General features: G+C 74.0%; 14 protein-coding genes. 6 read left to right on the forward strand and 8 right to left on the reverse strand.

Annotated elements, in window-relative coordinates:
* Positions 1 to 954 (forward strand): NAD-dependent epimerase/dehydratase family protein, encoded by a 954-nt coding sequence (locus tag ACH4OW_RS15340; RefSeq protein WP_398027968.1) that lies wholly within the window; start codon positions 1 to 3, stop codon positions 952 to 954.
* 18 nt (positions 955 to 972) lie between these two features.
* Here ACH4OW_RS15340 and ACH4OW_RS15345 read toward each other — a convergent pair whose 3' ends face one another.
* From ACH4OW_RS15345 to ACH4OW_RS15360, 4 genes are all read right to left on the reverse strand, one after another.
* Positions 973 to 2,511, reverse strand: coding sequence for a DHA2 family efflux MFS transporter permease subunit (locus ACH4OW_RS15345; RefSeq protein WP_398027970.1), 1,539 nt, complete (start codon positions 2,509 to 2,511; stop codon positions 973 to 975).
* A 121-nt stretch (positions 2,512 to 2,632) separates the two neighbouring features.
* Positions 2,633 to 4,291 (reverse strand): transporter, encoded by a 1,659-nt coding sequence (locus ACH4OW_RS15350; protein WP_398027972.1) that lies wholly within the window; start codon positions 4,289 to 4,291, stop codon positions 2,633 to 2,635.
* Complete coding sequence (locus tag ACH4OW_RS15355; protein WP_360126037.1) at positions 4,288 to 5,100, reverse strand: ABC transporter ATP-binding protein; 813 nt, start codon at positions 5,098 to 5,100, stop codon at positions 4,288 to 4,290. The genes ACH4OW_RS15350 and ACH4OW_RS15355 overlap by 4 nt, the downstream gene beginning before the upstream one ends.
* A 131-nt stretch (positions 5,101 to 5,231) precedes the next feature.
* Entirely contained in the window at positions 5,232 to 5,903 is a 672-nt protein-coding gene (locus tag ACH4OW_RS15360; RefSeq protein ID WP_360125890.1) for a bifunctional DNA primase/polymerase, read from the reverse strand.
* Between the two features lie 436 nt (positions 5,904 to 6,339).
* Between ACH4OW_RS15360 and ACH4OW_RS15365 the strand changes: the two genes are divergently transcribed.
* Together ACH4OW_RS15365 and ACH4OW_RS15370 are read left to right on the forward strand one after the other, a co-directional pair.
* Positions 6,340 to 7,731 (forward strand): transcriptional regulator, encoded by a 1,392-nt coding sequence (locus ACH4OW_RS15365; protein WP_360125892.1) that lies wholly within the window; start codon positions 6,340 to 6,342, stop codon positions 7,729 to 7,731.
* A gap of 201 nt (positions 7,732 to 7,932) precedes the next feature.
* Entirely contained in the window at positions 7,933 to 9,675 is a 1,743-nt protein-coding gene (locus ACH4OW_RS15370) for a hypothetical protein (RefSeq protein WP_398027975.1), read from the forward strand.
* A 45-nt stretch (positions 9,676 to 9,720) separates the two neighbouring features.
* Here ACH4OW_RS15370 and ACH4OW_RS15375 read toward each other — a convergent pair whose 3' ends face one another.
* The gene (locus ACH4OW_RS15375; protein ID WP_398027977.1) at positions 9,721 to 11,049 is read right to left on the reverse strand and encodes an ABC transporter substrate-binding protein; all 1,329 of its coding nucleotides are present in this window, start codon (positions 11,047 to 11,049) and stop codon (positions 9,721 to 9,723) included.
* 180 nt (positions 11,050 to 11,229) lie between these two features.
* On the opposite strand from ACH4OW_RS15375, the gene ACH4OW_RS15380 reads away from it, so the two are divergent.
* Together ACH4OW_RS15380 and purU are read left to right on the forward strand one after the other, a co-directional pair.
* Positions 11,230 to 11,679 carry a hypothetical protein gene (locus tag ACH4OW_RS15380; RefSeq protein ID WP_360125898.1) on the forward strand — a complete coding sequence of 150 codons (450 nt, stop codon included), beginning with the start codon at positions 11,230 to 11,232 and terminating at the stop codon, positions 11,677 to 11,679.
* Between the two features lie 59 nt (positions 11,680 to 11,738).
* Complete coding sequence (gene purU / locus ACH4OW_RS15385) at positions 11,739 to 12,611, forward strand: formyltetrahydrofolate deformylase (protein ID WP_398027979.1); 873 nt, start codon at positions 11,739 to 11,741, stop codon at positions 12,609 to 12,611.
* Between the two features lie 6 nt (positions 12,612 to 12,617).
* Here the strand turns inward: purU and ACH4OW_RS15390 are convergent, their stop codons facing one another.
* A complete protein-coding gene (locus ACH4OW_RS15390) occupies positions 12,618 to 14,012 on the reverse strand; it encodes a zf-HC2 domain-containing protein (RefSeq protein WP_398027981.1) in 1,395 nt (464 codons plus the stop codon).
* Positions 14,009 to 14,620 carry a sigma-70 family RNA polymerase sigma factor gene (locus ACH4OW_RS15395; RefSeq protein ID WP_360125902.1) on the reverse strand — a complete coding sequence of 204 codons (612 nt, stop codon included), beginning with the start codon at positions 14,618 to 14,620 and terminating at the stop codon, positions 14,009 to 14,011. Before ACH4OW_RS15395 ends, ACH4OW_RS15390 begins: the two co-directional genes overlap by 4 nt.
* 407 nt (positions 14,621 to 15,027) lie before the next feature.
* On the opposite strand from ACH4OW_RS15395, the gene ACH4OW_RS15400 reads away from it, so the two are divergent.
* Positions 15,028 to 15,402: an STAS domain-containing protein gene (locus tag ACH4OW_RS15400; protein ID WP_030184807.1), complete on the forward strand. Its 375-nt coding sequence runs from the start codon at positions 15,028 to 15,030 to the stop codon at positions 15,400 to 15,402.
* A gap of 41 nt (positions 15,403 to 15,443) precedes the next feature.
* Here ACH4OW_RS15400 and ACH4OW_RS15405 read toward each other — a convergent pair whose 3' ends face one another.
* Positions 15,444 to 16,613: a sensor histidine kinase gene (locus tag ACH4OW_RS15405; RefSeq protein ID WP_398027983.1), complete on the reverse strand. Its 1,170-nt coding sequence runs from the start codon at positions 16,611 to 16,613 to the stop codon at positions 15,444 to 15,446.
* Positions 16,614 to 16,623: the final 10 nt, after the last annotated feature.

Raw genomic sequence — 16,623 nt, forward strand, 5'->3', positions numbered from 1 at the left:
ATGCACCTTCTCGTTCTTGGCGGCACGTCCTTCGTCGGCCGCGCCATCGTCGAAGACGCCCTGCGTTCGGGTGCCGAGGTGACCTTGTTCGGCCGGGGCCGGACCAATCCGGAGCTGTTCCCCGGGGTGCCCAGGCTCATCGGCGACCGGGACACCGGCGACTACACCGCGCTGGAAGGCGGCAGTTGGGACGCGGTGGCGGACGTCAGCGGCTACGTCCCGCGCCACGTCGGACAGGCGATGGACGCCCTCGGCGACCGCGTCGGCCGGTACCTGTTCATCTCCAGCCACGCCGTCTACGAACGCACGGGCGTGGCCCCGGGAAGCGACGAGAACACCCCGCGCCGCCCGCCCGTACGCGACACCGAGGAACTCGACGAGGCCACGTACGGGCCGCTCAAAGTGGCCTGCGAGGACGACGTGCTGGCCCGCTACGGGACGCGGGCGACGATCGTGCGGCCGGGGAAGGTCGCCGGGCCGCACGACACGATGGAGACGTTCACGTACTGGGTGCGCCGTGCCGCGCGCGGCGGCCGGGTGGCGCTGCCGGCCGACCCCGCGCAGCCCGTGCAGGTCGTCGACTCCCGCGATCTCGCCCGTCTGGTGGTGCAGTTGCTCGCCGACGACCGCCCCGGCGTGTTCCACGCGGTCGGCCCGGCCGAGCCGACGACACTCGGCGAACTGATCGAGACCTGTGCGCGTGCGGCCGGCACCCAGGTGGAGATCGTGCCGGTGTCGCCCGACGGCGCGCCCCGGATGTTCCCGCTCGTCCGCGCGGACTGGACCACCCAGCAACGCAGCGCGGCCCGCGCCCGCGAGGCCGGCCTCCCGGCAACGCCCCTGGAGGTCACGGCCGCCGACGTGCTGGCCTGGGACCGCGCCCGCGGCGAGCCCCCGCTGCCCTTCGGCTACACCCCCGAACAAGAACACGCGGCCCTCTCCGCCCGCACTTGACGCGCCTCTGCCCGTCCGTCACCCCGGCTGCTGCTGCCGGCGCGGGAGCAGCAGTGCGGGGATCACGGCCAGGGCGACCAGGGCCACTGCCCAGACGTACGTGTGCTGGAAGGCGTCGGCGAGTCGGGGCGCGAGGGCGCGTACCGACTCGGCGGGCAGGGTGTGGACGGTTTCCAGGCCGCCGCTGCCGCCGTCGGCCGCGGGCAGGCGGGTGGCCATGGCGTTCGCGAGGAGGATGGACATCAGGGCGGCGCCCACGGAGCCGGCGAGCTGGGGGATGATGCTCAGCGTGGTGGAGGCGGCCGGCAGGCGGGCCTGGTCGATGGTGCGGGTGGCCGCGGCCATGGTCGGCATCATCGTCGTGCCGACTCCGACGCCCATCACGGCGAGCGCGCCCGCCAGTATCCAGTAGGGGGTGTCGGCCGCGACCTGGGTGGTGAAGGCCAGGAAGCCGGCCGCGGCCAGCCCGGCGCCGGCCGGGACGAGGCGGCCGGCGGGGACCTTGTCGGCCAGCCGCCCGGCGAACTGCATGGTGATGCCGGTGGCCAGCACCTGCGGGATGCCCAGCAGCCCGGCGCCGGTCGCGCTCTGCCCCCGTACGACCTGGTAGTACAGCGGCAGGAGCAGCATCGAGCCGAAGTAGCCGCAGACGAACAGGGCGAGGGTCGCCGCGGCCGGGCCGAACGGGCGCCCGCGCAGCAGCCGCAGGTCGATCAGCGGGGACTCGGCGGTCAGGGCCCGTACGGCGAACGCCGCGATCAGGACCGCGCCCGCGAGGGTGGGCAGCAGGGCGCCGGCGGTGGTGAAGGAACGCTGCTCCGCGCCCGTGCTCAGGCCGTAGATGAGCAGCGCCAGGCCGGGGGAGAGGGTCAGCAGGCCGGGGAGGTCCAGGCGGCGGCCCGGTGCGGGGGTGTCGCGCGGGAAGACGCGGGCCGCGAGGACGAACGCCAGGAGGCCGATGGGGATGTTGATCAGGAAGATCCAGCGCCAGGAGACCTCGTCGACGAGGTAGCCGCCGAGCACCGGGCCGACCAGGGGGCCGACCAGGACGGGGATGCCGAGGACGCTCATCACCCGGCCCCGGCGGGCCGGGTCGGACGCCTGGAGGAGGATCGTCATGCCGACCGGCTGGACCATGCCGCCCGCCAGGCCCTGGAGGACCCGGAAGGCGATCAGCGACGCGGTGTTCCAGGCCAGTCCGGCGAGCGCCGAGCCGAGGGCGAACAGGCCGATGGCGAGCATGTAGAGGCGCTTGGTGCCGAAGCGTCCCGCGGCCCACGCGGTGACGGGGATGACGGTGGCCAGCGCGAGCGTGTAGCCGGTGGCCACCCACTGGATCGCCGCCAGCGGCGCGTGGAAGTCCTCGGAGAGGCGGTTGAGCGCGACGTTGACGACGGTGGTGTCGAGGACCGTCATCAGCGAGCCGAGGACGATGACGGACGCCATCGCCATGACGCCGTGGTCCCGGCGGCCGCGTCGCCCTCCCGGGGCGCGTGCGGGGCGGGGAAGGGCGGGGTCCGTGCCGGCGGGTGCCGGTGGCGGCGTGGGTGTGGGCATGGCGGGGCTCCCCTCGTGGCGGACCGGCCGGCCCTCATGGCCGGCCGATCACCCACACCCTCGGACCCGAACCAAACTTGAGGTCAAGCCGCGCAGGCCGCGCGAGCCGCGGAGCGCGGGATCACCCCTTGCTGACCGCCGTGAGGATCTCCGGCAGCCGCGCCGCCACCCGCGGCGCGGCCACCCGCATGCCCAGGACCGCGACGCCGACCCCGTACGCCGCGCCCACCGGCAGCAGCACCCACAACAGGCCGTGCAGCCCCGCGACGTGCAGCCACACCAGCAGCCCGAGCATCGGCGCGACGAACACGGCGCTGGCCAGCATGCCGCCGAACAGGCTGAACCAGGCGATGGCACCCTGCCCGGGGGCGAAGTTCTTGTTGCCCTCCGAGGGGATCGAGTACGGGAACTGCGCCGAGGCCAGCGCGCCGGTCGCCACCATGGCGCCGAGCAGCGCCAGCGACATGCCGTAGACGTCGGCGAACGCGGACCACGGCCCGAGGAAGGCCGCCGCGCCGACCACGACCACCGTCACGAACGGCACACCGATCAGCGCCAGCCCCAGGGCCCGCGCCCGCAGTTCCACATAGGCGTCGCGCGGCGACGAGATCGTCGAGGCCACCATCCAGAACGCCGAGGTGTCCTGCCCGAACTGGTTGTACATCTGCATGCCCAGCAGGGCCGACGCCGAGAACGCCGTGTAGATGCTGCCGCCGCCCTGGAGGGCCGAGACGACCGGGACCAGCAGGCCCACGCCCAGCGCCGTCGCCCAGGCCATCTTGGACTTCGGGTCGCGCCACGCGTAGCGCATCATCCGCAGTACGACCGTGCCCGTACGGCCGTCGGGCAGGAGCCGTTGCAGGCCGCCCTCCGAAGAGCGCTGCTTGCGTGCGCTGTCCTTCTCGACGGCCTGGAGCGTGGAGGAGTCGGGCGATGTCATCACCGTCGTCAAGGTGCGCTGCCACCACCACAGCAGCAGGACGAGCGCCACCGCGGTCAGCGCCAGGCCGAGTGCGGCACGGCCGTAGGAGCCCTCGCTCGCCGCGCGTACCGCGTCCATCGCCGAGGCGGGCGGCACCCACCGCACGATGCCGGCCGCGGGCTCCAGGGCCGACAGCCCGGCCCCCGACCCGAACAGCTTCTGGGCGCCGATGTTCACGCCCTGCGCGCCGATCGCGACGAACAGGCCGCTCAGCACGGCGAGGTCGCGGCCCCGGCGGCTGGTCAGCAGCCGTACGTTGGCGGTGGCCACGGCCCGCGCCAGCGCCACGCACACCAGGACGACCAGGACGACGGCGAGCACGCCGACGACCGTGGCGGCGGCGCCGTGCGCCAGCATGATCACCGAGCCGACGACGAGCGCCAGGGTGAAGACCGGCCCGATGCCCACGAGCGACGCCAGCAGCAACGAGGTGATCAGCGGCCGGGGCCGCAGCGGCAGCATGACCAGCCGGGTCGGGTCGAGGGTCTCGTCGCCCGACGGGTAGAACAGCGGCATCGCCGCCCAGCCCAGCGCCAGGACCCCGGCGACCAGTACGCCCAGCGCGCCCGCGTGGCCGACGTTGCGCAGTGCGATCAGGCCGGCCAGGATGCCCGCCGCGAACAGCAGGGACACCACCAGCGACGCCACGTACACGGCGGTCCGCCCGGAGGACTGGCGCAGGCCGTTGCGGAGCAGGGAGAGCTTGAGGCGGACCAGGATCGGCGTCAGGGACACGCTGGGCGCCGCGGCCGGTGCGCCGGCCGGGGTGCGGGCGGGCGCGGTGCGGGAGGTGCTCATCGGGCGCCTCCGCCGCCCAGCCAGTCCAGGTTCTGCCCGGCCTCGCGGCCGCCCGCGCCGACCAGTTCGAGGAACGCGTCCTGGAGGGACGGCGCGTCACCGCGTACCTCCGCGAGCGGCCCGTCCGCCCGGATGCGCCCGCCGGCCAGCACCGCCACCCAGTCGCACAGCGACTCCACCAGCTCCATCACGTGGCTGGAGAAGACGACGGTGGCGCCGGAGGCGGTGTAGCGCTCCAGGACGCCGCGGATGGTCTGCGCCGACACCGGGTCCACGCCTTCGAACGGCTCGTCGAGGAAGAGCACCTCGGGGTTGTGCAGCAGCGCCGCCGCCAGCCCGATCTTCTTGCGCATGCCGGTCGAGTAGTCGACGACGAGCTTGTTCTGGGCGCCGGACAGGTCCAGCACCTCCAGAAGCTGGTCGGCGCGCTTGTCGACCTCCGCGCCCGGCAGCCCCCGCAGCCGCCCTATATAGGACAGGAGTTCACGGCCGGAAAGCCGTTCGAACAGGCGCAGGCCCTCGGGCAGTACGCCGATCCGGGACTTCACCGCGACCGGGTCCTGCCACACGTCGTGGCCGCCGATCTCCACCTGCCCCGCGTCCGGCCTGAGCAGGCCGGTCACCATGGAGAGGGTGGTGGTCTTGCCCGCGCCGTTCGGCCCGACCAGGCCGATGAACCGGCCGGCGGGCAGCGTCAGGTCGATCCCCGCGACGGCGATCTGCTCGCCGTACTTCTTCCAGAGGCCCCGGACGCGGACGGCGGGCGGCGCCGCGCCGTCCTGCCGGGCGGACGGCGCGTCCGCCCGTATGCCGGTTCCGGCCGCCTGGTCGGTCTGTTCCGGTTCGCTGGCCACCGGCCCTGCCCTTCAACGTCCCCGCAGGGGCCGGTCGTGCCCCCGTCCGTCGTTCCACCATACGGGCGGGCACACGTCCGGGGCGCTTACCGCCCGCGTGCGGCTGCAACCTCCCGCCCGCAGGCGTACGCCAGCGGGCTGATCAGCTCCTCCGCGTCCGGCAGCCACCGGTTGGCGGCGGTGGGCTGACGCGCCCACTGCACCGCGCCGTGCGCCCCCACCCGCGTCGGCGGCGCGGCGACGTAGTCGCCCTCGCCCCGCGCGACCAGGTCCAGCGTCGCGGGCGGCCAGCCCAGGTGCCGTACCAGGTCGGGCACCTTGACCGAGGCGCCGGGCAGGACGAAGAAGAGCATCCGGCGGTGCGGGGTGCGGGTCACCGGGCCGAGCGGCAGGTCCATGCGCTCCATACGGGCCAGCGCCAGGCAGCCGGCCGTCTCGGGCACGTCGAGCGCCTCGAACGTACGGCCTGTGGGCAGCAGGATGGAGGCGTGCGGCTGCTTGCCCCACAGGCGGCGGGCGGCCGTCGCGCTGCCCGTGGCCTGGGCGGCCCAACCGGCTGCCGTGGGGTGCGCGCCGGGCGCGGCGCAGCCCGCCGCGCCGCACGAGCAGCGCGGTGTCCCGCCGTCGTCCACGAGCCATGCGCCGGGCAATACGTCCCAATGCCGCTCTTCGGCGTAACGCACCGCAGTTTCGATCAACAGCTCGCCACGCTGCTTGGGGACCTGAGAGGCTCCTGTGACTCCGATGGTGTCTTCCACGTGCTGGACAACTTCCCCTGTCACCAAGGGTTACGGCCGACATGTGCACCACCCCGGCGCATCGTTCCCGCACGTGGGGCGCATGGATGCATGCCCGGGGGCGCGTGCGGGGTAGCGCCGGGAGAACGGGTAGCCACCTGCGTGACGGGCGGAGAGACCGCCCGGTCCCGTCTCGATTCCCCAGATCACCGCTCCACCGAAGAACGGCGCAGCAGGACCACCGGGAGACCGGGGCAGCAGGGACGTGCCGGACACCGCAATCCGGCGGAGCGATCCGCCGGCCGGCCGGTCCGCAGGCTCCGGACGGCAGATGTCAACCCTCGGGCGGACATCACGCACATCCGAGATATCCCGGATATCCGGCATATGCGCGGGGAATCGATCAACGGGTACGGCGTTCGCTGGTGAACGCGCAGCAGTAATCAGGGGGTGCAGCATGGCCGCCAGGCCACTCGTCGCGCGGCAGCCGAACGAACGGCTGCAGGCGCTCATCCAGGAAGCCGCCTGCTCCAACGCCGGACTCGCCCGCCGCGTCAACATGTGCGGCGCCGAACACGGACTCGACCTGCGCTACGACAAGACCTCCGTCGCCCGCTGGCTGCGCGGCCAGCAGCCGCGCGGCCGCGCCCCCGCCATCATCGCGGAGGCGCTGGGGCGCAAACTGGGGCGCACGGTCACCATCGACGAAATCGGCATGGCCGACGGCAAGAACCTCGCCTCGGGCGTGGGCCTGCAGTTCTCGCCCACGGTCCTCGGCGCGATCGAACAGGTCTGTGAGCTGTGGCGCAGCGACGTCGGCCGCCGCGACTTCCTCAGCGGCTCCACCGTGGCCGCCTCCGCACTGGTCGAACCGAGCCGCGACTGGCTCATCACCAGCGCCGACCCGCAGGTCGCCCGCAACGCCGGGGCCCGCGTGGGGATCTCGGACGTCGAAGCCGTACGGGCCATGACCTCCGCCCTGAGCGAGCTGGACCACCGCTACGGCAGCGGCCACGTCCGGCCGGTCGTCGTCCACTACCTGAACAGCGTCGTCTCCGGGCTGCTGGCCGGCTCGTACCGGGAGTCGGTCGGCCGCGAACTGTTCGCGGCCGTCGCCCGGCTGACCGAACTGGGCGGCTACATGGCCGTCGACACCGGCCAGCCGGGGCTGGCACAGCGCTACTACATCCAGGCGCTGCGGCTGGCACAAGCGGCCGGCGACCGCGGTTACGGGGGGTACGTGCTGGCCGCCAGCATGAGCCACCTCGCCGCGTCGCTGGGCAACCCGCGGGAGATCGCGCAGCTCGCGAAGGCCGCGCAGGAAGGCGCGCGCGGGCACGTCACGCCGCGGGTGGAGGCGATGTTCTTCGCGGCGGAGGCGCGCGGGCACGCCCTGATGGGCGACGCGCGCGCCTTCCAGGTCGTGGCGGGCCGGGCCGTGGGCGCGATGGAGCGCGCGGGCGCGGCCGCCGGGCCCGGCGACGACCCGGTGTGGATCACGCACTTCGACGAGGCGTACCTCGCCGACGAACTCGCCCACTGCCACCGCGACCTGGGCCAGCCTGGCCCGGCGCGCCAGCGTGCGCAGGAGGCGGTGGACGGGCACCCCGAGGGGCGGGCGCGGCGCCGCGCCATCGGGCTCGTCCTGCTGGCCAGCGCGCAGGTCCAGCAGCGCGAGATCGAGCAGGCGTGCCACACCGGCACACAGGCCGTGGAGTTGCTGAGCGGGCTGCGGTCGAACCGCGGCGCGGAGTACCTGGAGGACTTCCAGCTGCGGCTGGAGCCGTACCGGGACGAGCCGGTGGTGCGGGAGTTCGGTGCCCGGCTGGAATTGCGGGCAGCCGCGTAACGGAACTCGCGGCCCGCGGCAGCCGGGGGGAGGGCTCGCCGGCGCCCGGGCCGCCTCGTCCTCCGGCCGGGCGGGCCGCGTGGGCCCGCCCGGCGCTCCGAACGGCCTCGAACCGGCGGTGACCAGGGGACATGGTCGAACGCGACTGCGACCCGGTAGCGTGAGCGCGCTTCCGTAAGTCAGCAGATCGTAGGAGTCCCGGTGACGCAGAGCGGACAGGGCAGCGACCCGCACAATCCTGCGGGCGAGCCCGCGCGAGAGGGCGTTGTGCTGCCCGCGCACGGTGATCCGTGGGCTCCCGACCAGCAGGCGGCGCCGCCCGCGGGCCAGCCCTGGGGGCAGCCGTGGGGACCGGGCCAGCAGCCTGCGCCGGGGCAGCAGCCGGCACCGGGCCAGCAGCCTGCGCCTGGGCAGCAGCCGCCGTTCCAGCAGCCGGCGCCCGGGCAACAGCAGCCTGCGCCCGGACAGCAGCCGTTTCAGCAGCCGCCGTTCCAGCAGCAGTCGTACGGCGGGCAGCAGCCTCCCGCCCAGAACGTTCCCGGACAGCCTTACGGCCAGCAGCAGCCCTACGCCCAGGCGCAGCCCTACGCTCAGCAGCCGCAGCCACCGTTCCAGCAGCAGCCCCAACCCCCGGCGCAGCCCCAGCCCCAGCCTCAACCCCCGGCGCACGGCCCCGCCCCCGTCCCGGATGCGGAAGCGACCGCGCTGCTACCCCCGTTCACCGCGCAGCAGGCCGGCCAGGCGCCGCCCGCCGGAGGACAGCAGGCGCCGCACGGGCAGCTCGTCCGCGCCACGCCGCAGGCCGGCGCGCCGATGCCGCCCGCCGCCGGTGACCCGGAATCGACGGCGCTGCTGCGCCCGGTGAGCGGCCGGCCCGAGACGGCCGGCGAGTCCACCACGACGCTCCGCGCGATCAAGCCGTCCGCGCCGCCGCCCGGTGCCGACTCCGAGGCCACGCAGTTCCTGCCGCCGGTCGCCGGCGGCGCGCCCGCCGGCGCCGGACCGTCCGCGCCGCCGCCCGCCGCCCCCTTCGGCGGACGCCCCGGCGCGCCCGGCGAGCGCGCGACACCGGCCGAGTTCGACGGCCTGTTCCGCTCCGGGCCCGGCGGCGCCGTGCCGCAGGCGAACCCCGTCGGAGTCCCGGACGCCACCGCGCAGCTGCCCCGTTTCGACGAGCCGGAGCAGCCGCGGCCCGGCGGCCCGTACGGTCAACAGCCCTACGGGCAGCAGCAGTACGACCAGCACGCCCCGCAGCCGGGCCACGACGCGGACGGTGGCGGCCGCCGCCGGCGCCTCGCGCCCGCCGCGGTCATCGGCATCGGCGTGGTCGCCCTCGTGGGCGCCGGGCTGGGCGTGGGCTGGGCCATCAGCGGCGGCGACGACGGCGAGACGAAGAAGCAGCAGAGCACCGGCAGCAGTTCCCAGGACGCGGACAAGGGCGACAAGGGTGCCAAGGGCGGCGGTGAAGCCAAGCCGTCGGCCGCCGATCCGGTGGCGACGCAGGCCAAGGACCTCGACACGCTCCTGAAAGACAGCAACAACAGCCGCTCCGCCGTGATCGACGCCGTCAACAGCATCAAGTCCTGCGACGACCTCGACGCGGCCGCCAAGAACCTCAGGGACGCCGCCGGGCAGCGCAACCAGATGGTGGACCGCCTCGGCAAGCTCTCCGTGGACAAGCTGCCCGGCAGCGGCGAGCTGACCGCGGCGCTCAACGAGGCGTGGAAGTCCTCGGCGGCGGCCGACAACCACTACGCGGACTGGGCGGCCCAGGTGAAGGGCAAGAAGGGCTGCCCGAAGGGCAAGGCGCGCGGCGGCAAGGAGGCCGCCAAGGGCAACGCGGCGAGCGGGCAGGCCACGAAGGCCAAGCAGCAGGCGGCGAAGCTGTGGAACCCGATCGCGCAGAAGTACGGCCTGACGGAACGCCGCCCGGAACAGCTCTGAGCAGGCCGCGGTGCGCGCCGCGAGGGCCGGGCGCTTCCCGGCGGCTCAGCTGTCGGCGCGCGGCCGTTCCAGCGTCGTGGTGACGTTCACGAAGCCCTCCTTCGCCGCCACCAACTGCCCTTCCCGTACGGCCTGGTACGTCACCAGGCCGTTGACGATGCGCGGGAAGTCCTGCACCGCGAGCATGTCGTCGGAGCGCCAGCGCAGCTTCGGCGTCAGCCCGCCGGTGTCCACGGCCCGGTCGCCCTGGTCCAGCGCCTGCTGCACGGAGTGGGCCGTGATGTCCCCGACGCCCTTGTCGTCGAGCTGTGCGACGACCGCGCGCAGGACCGTGTAGGCGATCCACGTGGTCTGCACGCCCGGGTCGGCGGGGTCGATGCGGTTGTCGTTGAAGGCGTGGTCGCGGACGACCTTGCGCATCGGGTTCCACCGCGGGTCGCTCGCGACCGGGTACCAGCCGGTCAGGTACGCGCCCTCCAGCGGCCCGTACCGGCCGCCCGTGCGGTCCACCAGCGCCTGCCCGACGCTGCCCAGGACCGAGGCGATGCGTACCTTCGAGCCGCCCGGCGTCAGCCGCCGGAAGGAGTCGAAGAACGTGTCGGTGCGCTCCCCGAGGGCGGCCGTCACGCAGCCGCCCGCGCCCTTCGGCACGCCCGCCGAGGCGCCCACGCCGTCCAGGGCGCGCCGGGCCGCTTCGCTGTAGTCGGTGCCGTCCTCGGGGGCGCGGACGTCCGTGGCGGCGCCGCGGCTGCCGTCGGACAGGCCCGCGCTGAGGAGGGCCGGCATCTGGTCGCCCTGGATGGTGTCGGGGCGTACCAGCGCGACCCGCTCGCAGACGCTCGACAACTGGCGTCCGTTGCCCGCCAGCAGGGCGGCCGGGCCGCCGTTGACCGGGTACGACAGCGGGCTGGCGAACTCCTCGTCGGAGACGCCGTAGCCGCCCAGGTAGGGGATGCCGTTGCGCTCCAGCGGCGAGATGAACGAGCGGCCGAACTGGCTGTACGAGCCGACGACCGCGATCGCCTTGGCGTCGACCGCGCGCTGCGCGCAGCGCGCGGCGGCCACCGAGTCGTTGTGCTCGTTGCACGTGAGGACCTTGAGGGGGTGGCCGTTGAGGCCGCCTTGGGCGTTGACCCAGCGCGCGTATGCCTCCGCCATGGCGGGCATACCCGGCATATTGGTCGCTTTGGTGTCCACCGGCGCCCACGTCATCACCGTGAGCGGCTCCTTCTCCCCGGAACCTCCGGAGGTGCCGGGGAGGGAGCCGCAGGCCGAGAGCAGGGACGCCAGGGCCGCCGTGCAGGCCGTGACAGCCGTGGCGGCTGCGGAGGCGCGGGGGAAGGGGCGGGGGGAGGGGCGTCGCCGTCCGGTCATGTGCACGGAGCCTTCCGCTTCGTCCGGAACGTGCGAGTGACGTCCGCGCAACGAACGGTGACGGCGGGGTGAACTCCAGGGGGCCGGCGATGATCACCGGCCGAGAACGTACGATCGAATACTGTGCAAGGTTCGGAGAAGTCTTCCCGTCGCGGCCGTCGCTCGACCACCATGGGCGCCATGCCGCTCAACGACATGCCGTGGTGGCGCTGGCGCAGCAATGTGCGCTCCGCGCTGCACATGCTCTCCGACCCCGGCTTCCAGCGGGACACCTGGCTGGCGGGCCGCCCGGGGTACGGGGACGTCACCGACGCCGTCTACCGGCTCGTCGAGGACACCTGGCTGGACAACTGGTCCGCCGAGAAGTACGTCGGCACGATCTTCCGCGACTCCCAGGAGGCGTCCCTCGTCGACGTCGCCGTGCTGCGGGTGCTGCGGATCATGCACCAGGTCGGCCCGGACGCGCCGGTGACCGCGTACCTGGAGCACCACGGCTGGCCGGAGGCGGTGCGCGCCGCGCGCGACGCGCACGTACGGATGGCGGCGGCGGACGGCGAGGACCCGGACGTGCCGCCGCACTCCCTGGAGGTCCTGGCGATCATGACGCGGGGCCGGCAGGCGCCGGTTTAGGCGCGGGCTTTCCGGGCGCGGGACGGATCACGGCCGGGAATGTGCGACCCTATGAGGTCATGAGCGACTCGCAGCCCAGTACCCCCGACCAGTACGTCCTCACCCTCTCCTGCCCGGACAAGCAGGGCATCGTGCACGCGGTGTCCAGCTACCTCTTCATGACCGGTTGCAACATCGAGGACAGCCAGCAGTTCGGGGACCACGACACCGGGCTCTTCTTCATGCGGGTGCACTTCGGCGCCGACGCGACCGTCAGCCTGGAGAAGCTGCGCGCCAGCTTCGCCGCGATCGGCGACTCCTTCCAGATGGACTGGCAGATCCACCGCGCCGACGAGAAGATGCGCATCGTCCTGATGGTGTCCAAGTTCGGGCACTGCCTCAACGACCTGCTCTTCCGCTCCCGGATCGGCGCCCTGCCGGTCGAGATCGCGGCCGTGGTCTCCAACCACACCGACTTCGCCGAGCTGGTCGGCTCGTACGACATCCCCTTCCACCACAACCCGGTCACCAAGGACACCAAGGCCGCCGCCGAGGCGCAGCTGCTGGAGCTGGTGCGGGAGGAGAACGTCGAGCTGGTCGTGCTGGCCCGCTACATGCAGGTGCTCTCCGACGACCTGTGCAAGGCGCTGTCCGGGCGGATCATCAACATCCACCACTCCTTCCTGCCGAGCTTCAAGGGCGCCAAGCCCTACCACCAGGCGCACGCGCGCGGTGTGAAGCTCATCGGCGCCACCGCGCACTACGTGACGGCGGACCTCGACGAGGGCCCGATCATCGAGCAGGAGGTGCAGCGCGTCGGGCACGGCGTCACGCCCGACCAGCTCGTGGCCGTCGGCCGGGACGTGGAGTGCCGGGCCCTGGCGCGCGCCGTGCAGTGGCACAGCGAGCGCCGCGTCCTGCTCAACGGCACGCGCACCGTCGTCTTCGCGTAGCGGCCCTCACAGGCGCGACAGCGACGCCGTGGCGAAGAGCACCTCGCGGATCGCCTCCGGCTCGCCGTGCTGCCCGGCGACCGCCTCCTCGGGCGGGACGTGCCCGGCCGCCAGCTGGCAGAACTCGAAGCTGTCCAGTGCGATGTGCGCGACCGTGCGGTCCGGCGTGCCGAGGGCGGCCGGGGAGTCCAGGGCTATGTACCAGTGGCCGCCGCCGCAGCCCTCGATCTCCAGGTGCAGCGTCCGGCCGGGGGCGCCCGCCGCGACCAGGCGCCGCGGCGGCGACGCCAGCCCGGCCCTGCGCCGTGCGGCGAGCACGCCGGGCAGCAGCCGGGCCGCCAGGTCGACCAGCAGGCCCAGGTGCCCGGGGGCGGGCGGCTCGTACGGGTAGTCCACGGCGTCGGCGATGTCGCCCGCGTGCACCCAGCACTCGAAGGCGCGGTCCAGGAAGGAGTCGCGCAGCGGCAGCCGGAAGTCGCCGTACGGAACGGCCAGTTCGGCGACGCCGCGGCCGGCGAAGGACACCGTGCGGATGAGGGTGTGGCTCTGGTCGCGCCACGGGGAGCGGGTGGCGAACGGGGCGCGCTCGCCGGTGACCGCCTGCCAGCAGGCTTCCGTACGGGCGGTGGGCCCGGCCGGCGCGGGCGGCGCCGCGGCCCCCAGCGGGTCGCCGAGGCCCAGCGCCGTGGCGACCAGCCCGTCCACGGCCATCAGGTGCCCGAGGACGCCGGCGACGGTCGTCCGCCGCTCGGCCGGCCGGTCGCCCTCGAACCAGCGCAGCCGCACCGGCGCCCGCCACTCCGCCTCGCCCATGTCGCTCAGCAGCGCGTCCAGCTTCGCCGCCTCGGCGTCGTACGGGGCCGCCCAGTCCGGTACGGGGATGCGGGCCGGGCGGCGGCCGAGGCAGCCCTCCAGGACGCGCGAGCGCAGCAGCGGGTCGAGGTCGAGCGGGGCGGCGGGGCGCAGCAGGCCGACGGCCTCGCGCAGGCGCAGCGCCTCGTCGGCGCAGGCCGCGCAGTCGGTGAGGTGTTCTTCGACGGCGGCCGTCTCCTCGGCGGAGCAGGCGGCCAGAGCCCAGGCGCCGAGCAGTGATTTCAGCACGCGGTGCGGCGGCGGGCCGGGCACGGGCCCGGGCTCGCCGGTGCCGTCGGTTGTCGTGTCGACGGCGTTCGCGGGTGTGTCCGTGCCGTTCGCCGGCGTGTCCGTGCCGTCGGCGGGTGACTGCGGCGCCGCGGGCGGTGCGTCGGGCAGCGGCCCGTCGTCCTCGGCGGCGGACCTCGGCGACGGGATGCGTGGCCGGCCGTCGGGGCGGTCCGCGCCGCCGGTGTCCCGGCCCGGCGGGACGTCCGGGCCGAGCGGATCTTCCGGGTCGTGGTGGTCCCACTCCTCCGGGCCGTTCACGGCGTCCGTCCGTAACCGGTGCCGTGCGGTGGGGACGCCTGCGGCCCGGCGGGCGGCAGGGCCTGGTGGTTGTGCGCGGTGGACAGCAGCTGGAGGCCCAGGCGCAGCCTGCGCCGGGCCTCGTCCTCGGTGACGCCCAGGTCGGCGGCGGTCTGGCGGTAGTCGCGGCGCTGGAAGTAGGCCAGTTCCAGCGCGGCGCGGAGCGGGGCGGGCATGGACGTGACGATGTAGTCGGCGCGGGCGGCGGTGGACGCCTCGCGGATCTGGCGCTCCACCTCGGCGGGCGCGGGGGCGTCCGCGCCGCGGTCCCTGGCCGAGGCGGCCTCGGACTGGCGCAGCCGGTGCACGGACTGGCGGTGGGCGAGCTGGGCGACCCAGGAGCGCAGGGAGCCCTGCTTGGGGTCGTAGGAGTCGGGGTTCTCCCATATGTAGCCGAAGACTTCGCGGGTGATGCGGTCGGCGGCCGACTCGTCGTCGAGGACCCGGCGGGCGAGGCTGTGCACAAGCGAAGCGAAACGGTCGTACAGCTCGCCGAGCGCGGCCGCCTCGCCGCGCGCCAGCCGCTGCTGCATCCGCCTGTCCCAGCGCGGTGGTGCGTCATGTCCCATCTGGCCCCCATCCCTCGACGCCGCCGTGCCGCCGGTGCGGCCCCGCTCTCCACCGTGCCATCGAATGTAGTCGGCCGGTCCGACAATGACGTCTCTTTGCGGCAAATCCGCTCTCGTGAGACTGACGGATGGTATGGAGACGGTCACTTTGTGGTGGTAATGCCCGCGGAGCGGCGATCGAAGCAGAGCGTTCGCTTATGTATCTGCCGATGTGTTACCCGTGTGTGACCGGTTCCAGGGGAAAGTTCACCGTCAAGTGGGCATAGCCTTGGAAGGGAACGGCCCGTTGCGCAAAGAATTCTGAAGAGTTTCAGGGGAGAACGGCCGGGCAGTCGAGGCGGGAAGGGCGCATTCCGGTTGGTTCCGGGGAGTGTTTGGTCCGCAAGCGAGCGAAAGGCTTCGAGCGCGTGTCGTTGAAGGTGGCAGAGGGCGAGCAGGGCCGCTGGGCCGTACTGCAGGTCTCCGGCGAGATGGACCTGGTCACGTCGCCCGCGGTGCGCCAGCATGTGCACGACGCGGTCGCCGAAGGCCGCCGCAGCCTGGTGCTCGACCTCTCCGAGGTGCGGTTCTGCGACTCCAGCGGCGTCGGCGTACTGATCGCCGCGCGGCGCCTGATGCGCTCCTGCCAGGGCCGGCTGCGGCTCATCCTGCCCGCGCAGGGCGCGGTGGACGGCTCGCACGTCAACCGGGTGCTCGCGGCGCTCGGCGTGCGCCGCCTCTTCGAGGTCTACCCGGACCTCAGTACGGCCGTCGACGAAGCGGCCGCGCCCCTTTCCGCGTGAATCGAGCGCCCCGCGCCGCCGAAAAGAACGGCCGCCCGGAACTATGCCTCACTCTGGGTGATTGACCTACTGCGTACCGGTTCGTCGCCCCCGTCGCGCGGGAATTCGGCCCGTACGAGAAAACCGCCGTCCGCCGTGTGCCCGGCCTCCAGCAGCCCGCCGAGGCTCTGCGCACGCTCCCGCAGGCCGACCAGCCCGTGGCCGCCGCCCGGCAGCGCCGGCGCCGGAGCCGAGGCGTCCGGCGGCCCGTTGCGCACCTCCACCCGCAACCCGAGCGGCTCCTCCGCCGCGGCGCCGCCCGCCGCACCCACCGCCGCGACCCGCACCCGGACCCGCGCCCCCGGCGCGTGCTTGCGTACGTTCGTCAGCGCCTCCTGCACCGTCCTGAACGCCGCCCGCTCCACCGCCTTCGCCCCGCACGCACCGGCCGGCACCTCGTCCTCGTAAGTGACGTCCAGCGCGCTCATCTCGATCAGCCGCGGCAGCTCGGCCAGGTCAGGCTGCGGCGCCAGCTCCCCGGCGTCCGCCGTGCCGCCGCCGGCCGCCCGCAGGATGCCGACCATGTGCCGCAGCTCCTCCAGGGTCCGCACGGACAGTTCGCGGATCGTGCGGGCCGACTCCCGCGCCGCCTCCTCCTCCGCGCTGACCTGCACCGCCCCGGCCTGCAGGCTGATCAGGCTGACCTGGTGGGCGACCACGTCGTGCATCTCGCGGGCCAGCCGCGCCCGCTCGGTCGCCAGGACCCGGTCCGCGATCAGCCGGTCCTCGCGGCGCAGGCTGCGGGTCAGGTCGTCGACCCGGGCGGCGAGTTCGCGGCGGGTGCGCACCAGCAGTCCCAGCGCGATCGGCGCGGCCGAGGTCACCGCAGCGTCGATCAGCACCTGCGCGTTGTCGCGGTACGCGGCGGGGTCCAGGTCGGAGAGCGGATACGGGAAGAAGTGCGCGGCGATCAGCAGGCCCGCGCAGGCGCCCAGCCGGACGCGCCCGCGCCGGAGCGCGGCGAGGGTGTAGAGGCCGATCATCGGCGCGAACCAGATGTAGCCGATGTACAGGCCGGGGAGCGTGACCAGGAAGACGGCGAGCGGCAGCCGGCGCCGCAGCAGCAGCGCGGCGGCGGCGACCAGGGAGACGGCCAACTCCAGGCCGAGGTCGAGGCCGTTGACGAGGAAGGCGTCCACCATGGACAGGAGCACCGGCACGACGAGGGCCACGGCCGTCCGT

The sequence above is a fragment of the Streptomyces sp. NPDC017056 genome (assembly GCF_044332485.1).
In the GTDB taxonomy this organism is placed as follows: Bacteria; Actinomycetota; Actinomycetes; order Streptomycetales; family Streptomycetaceae; genus Streptomyces.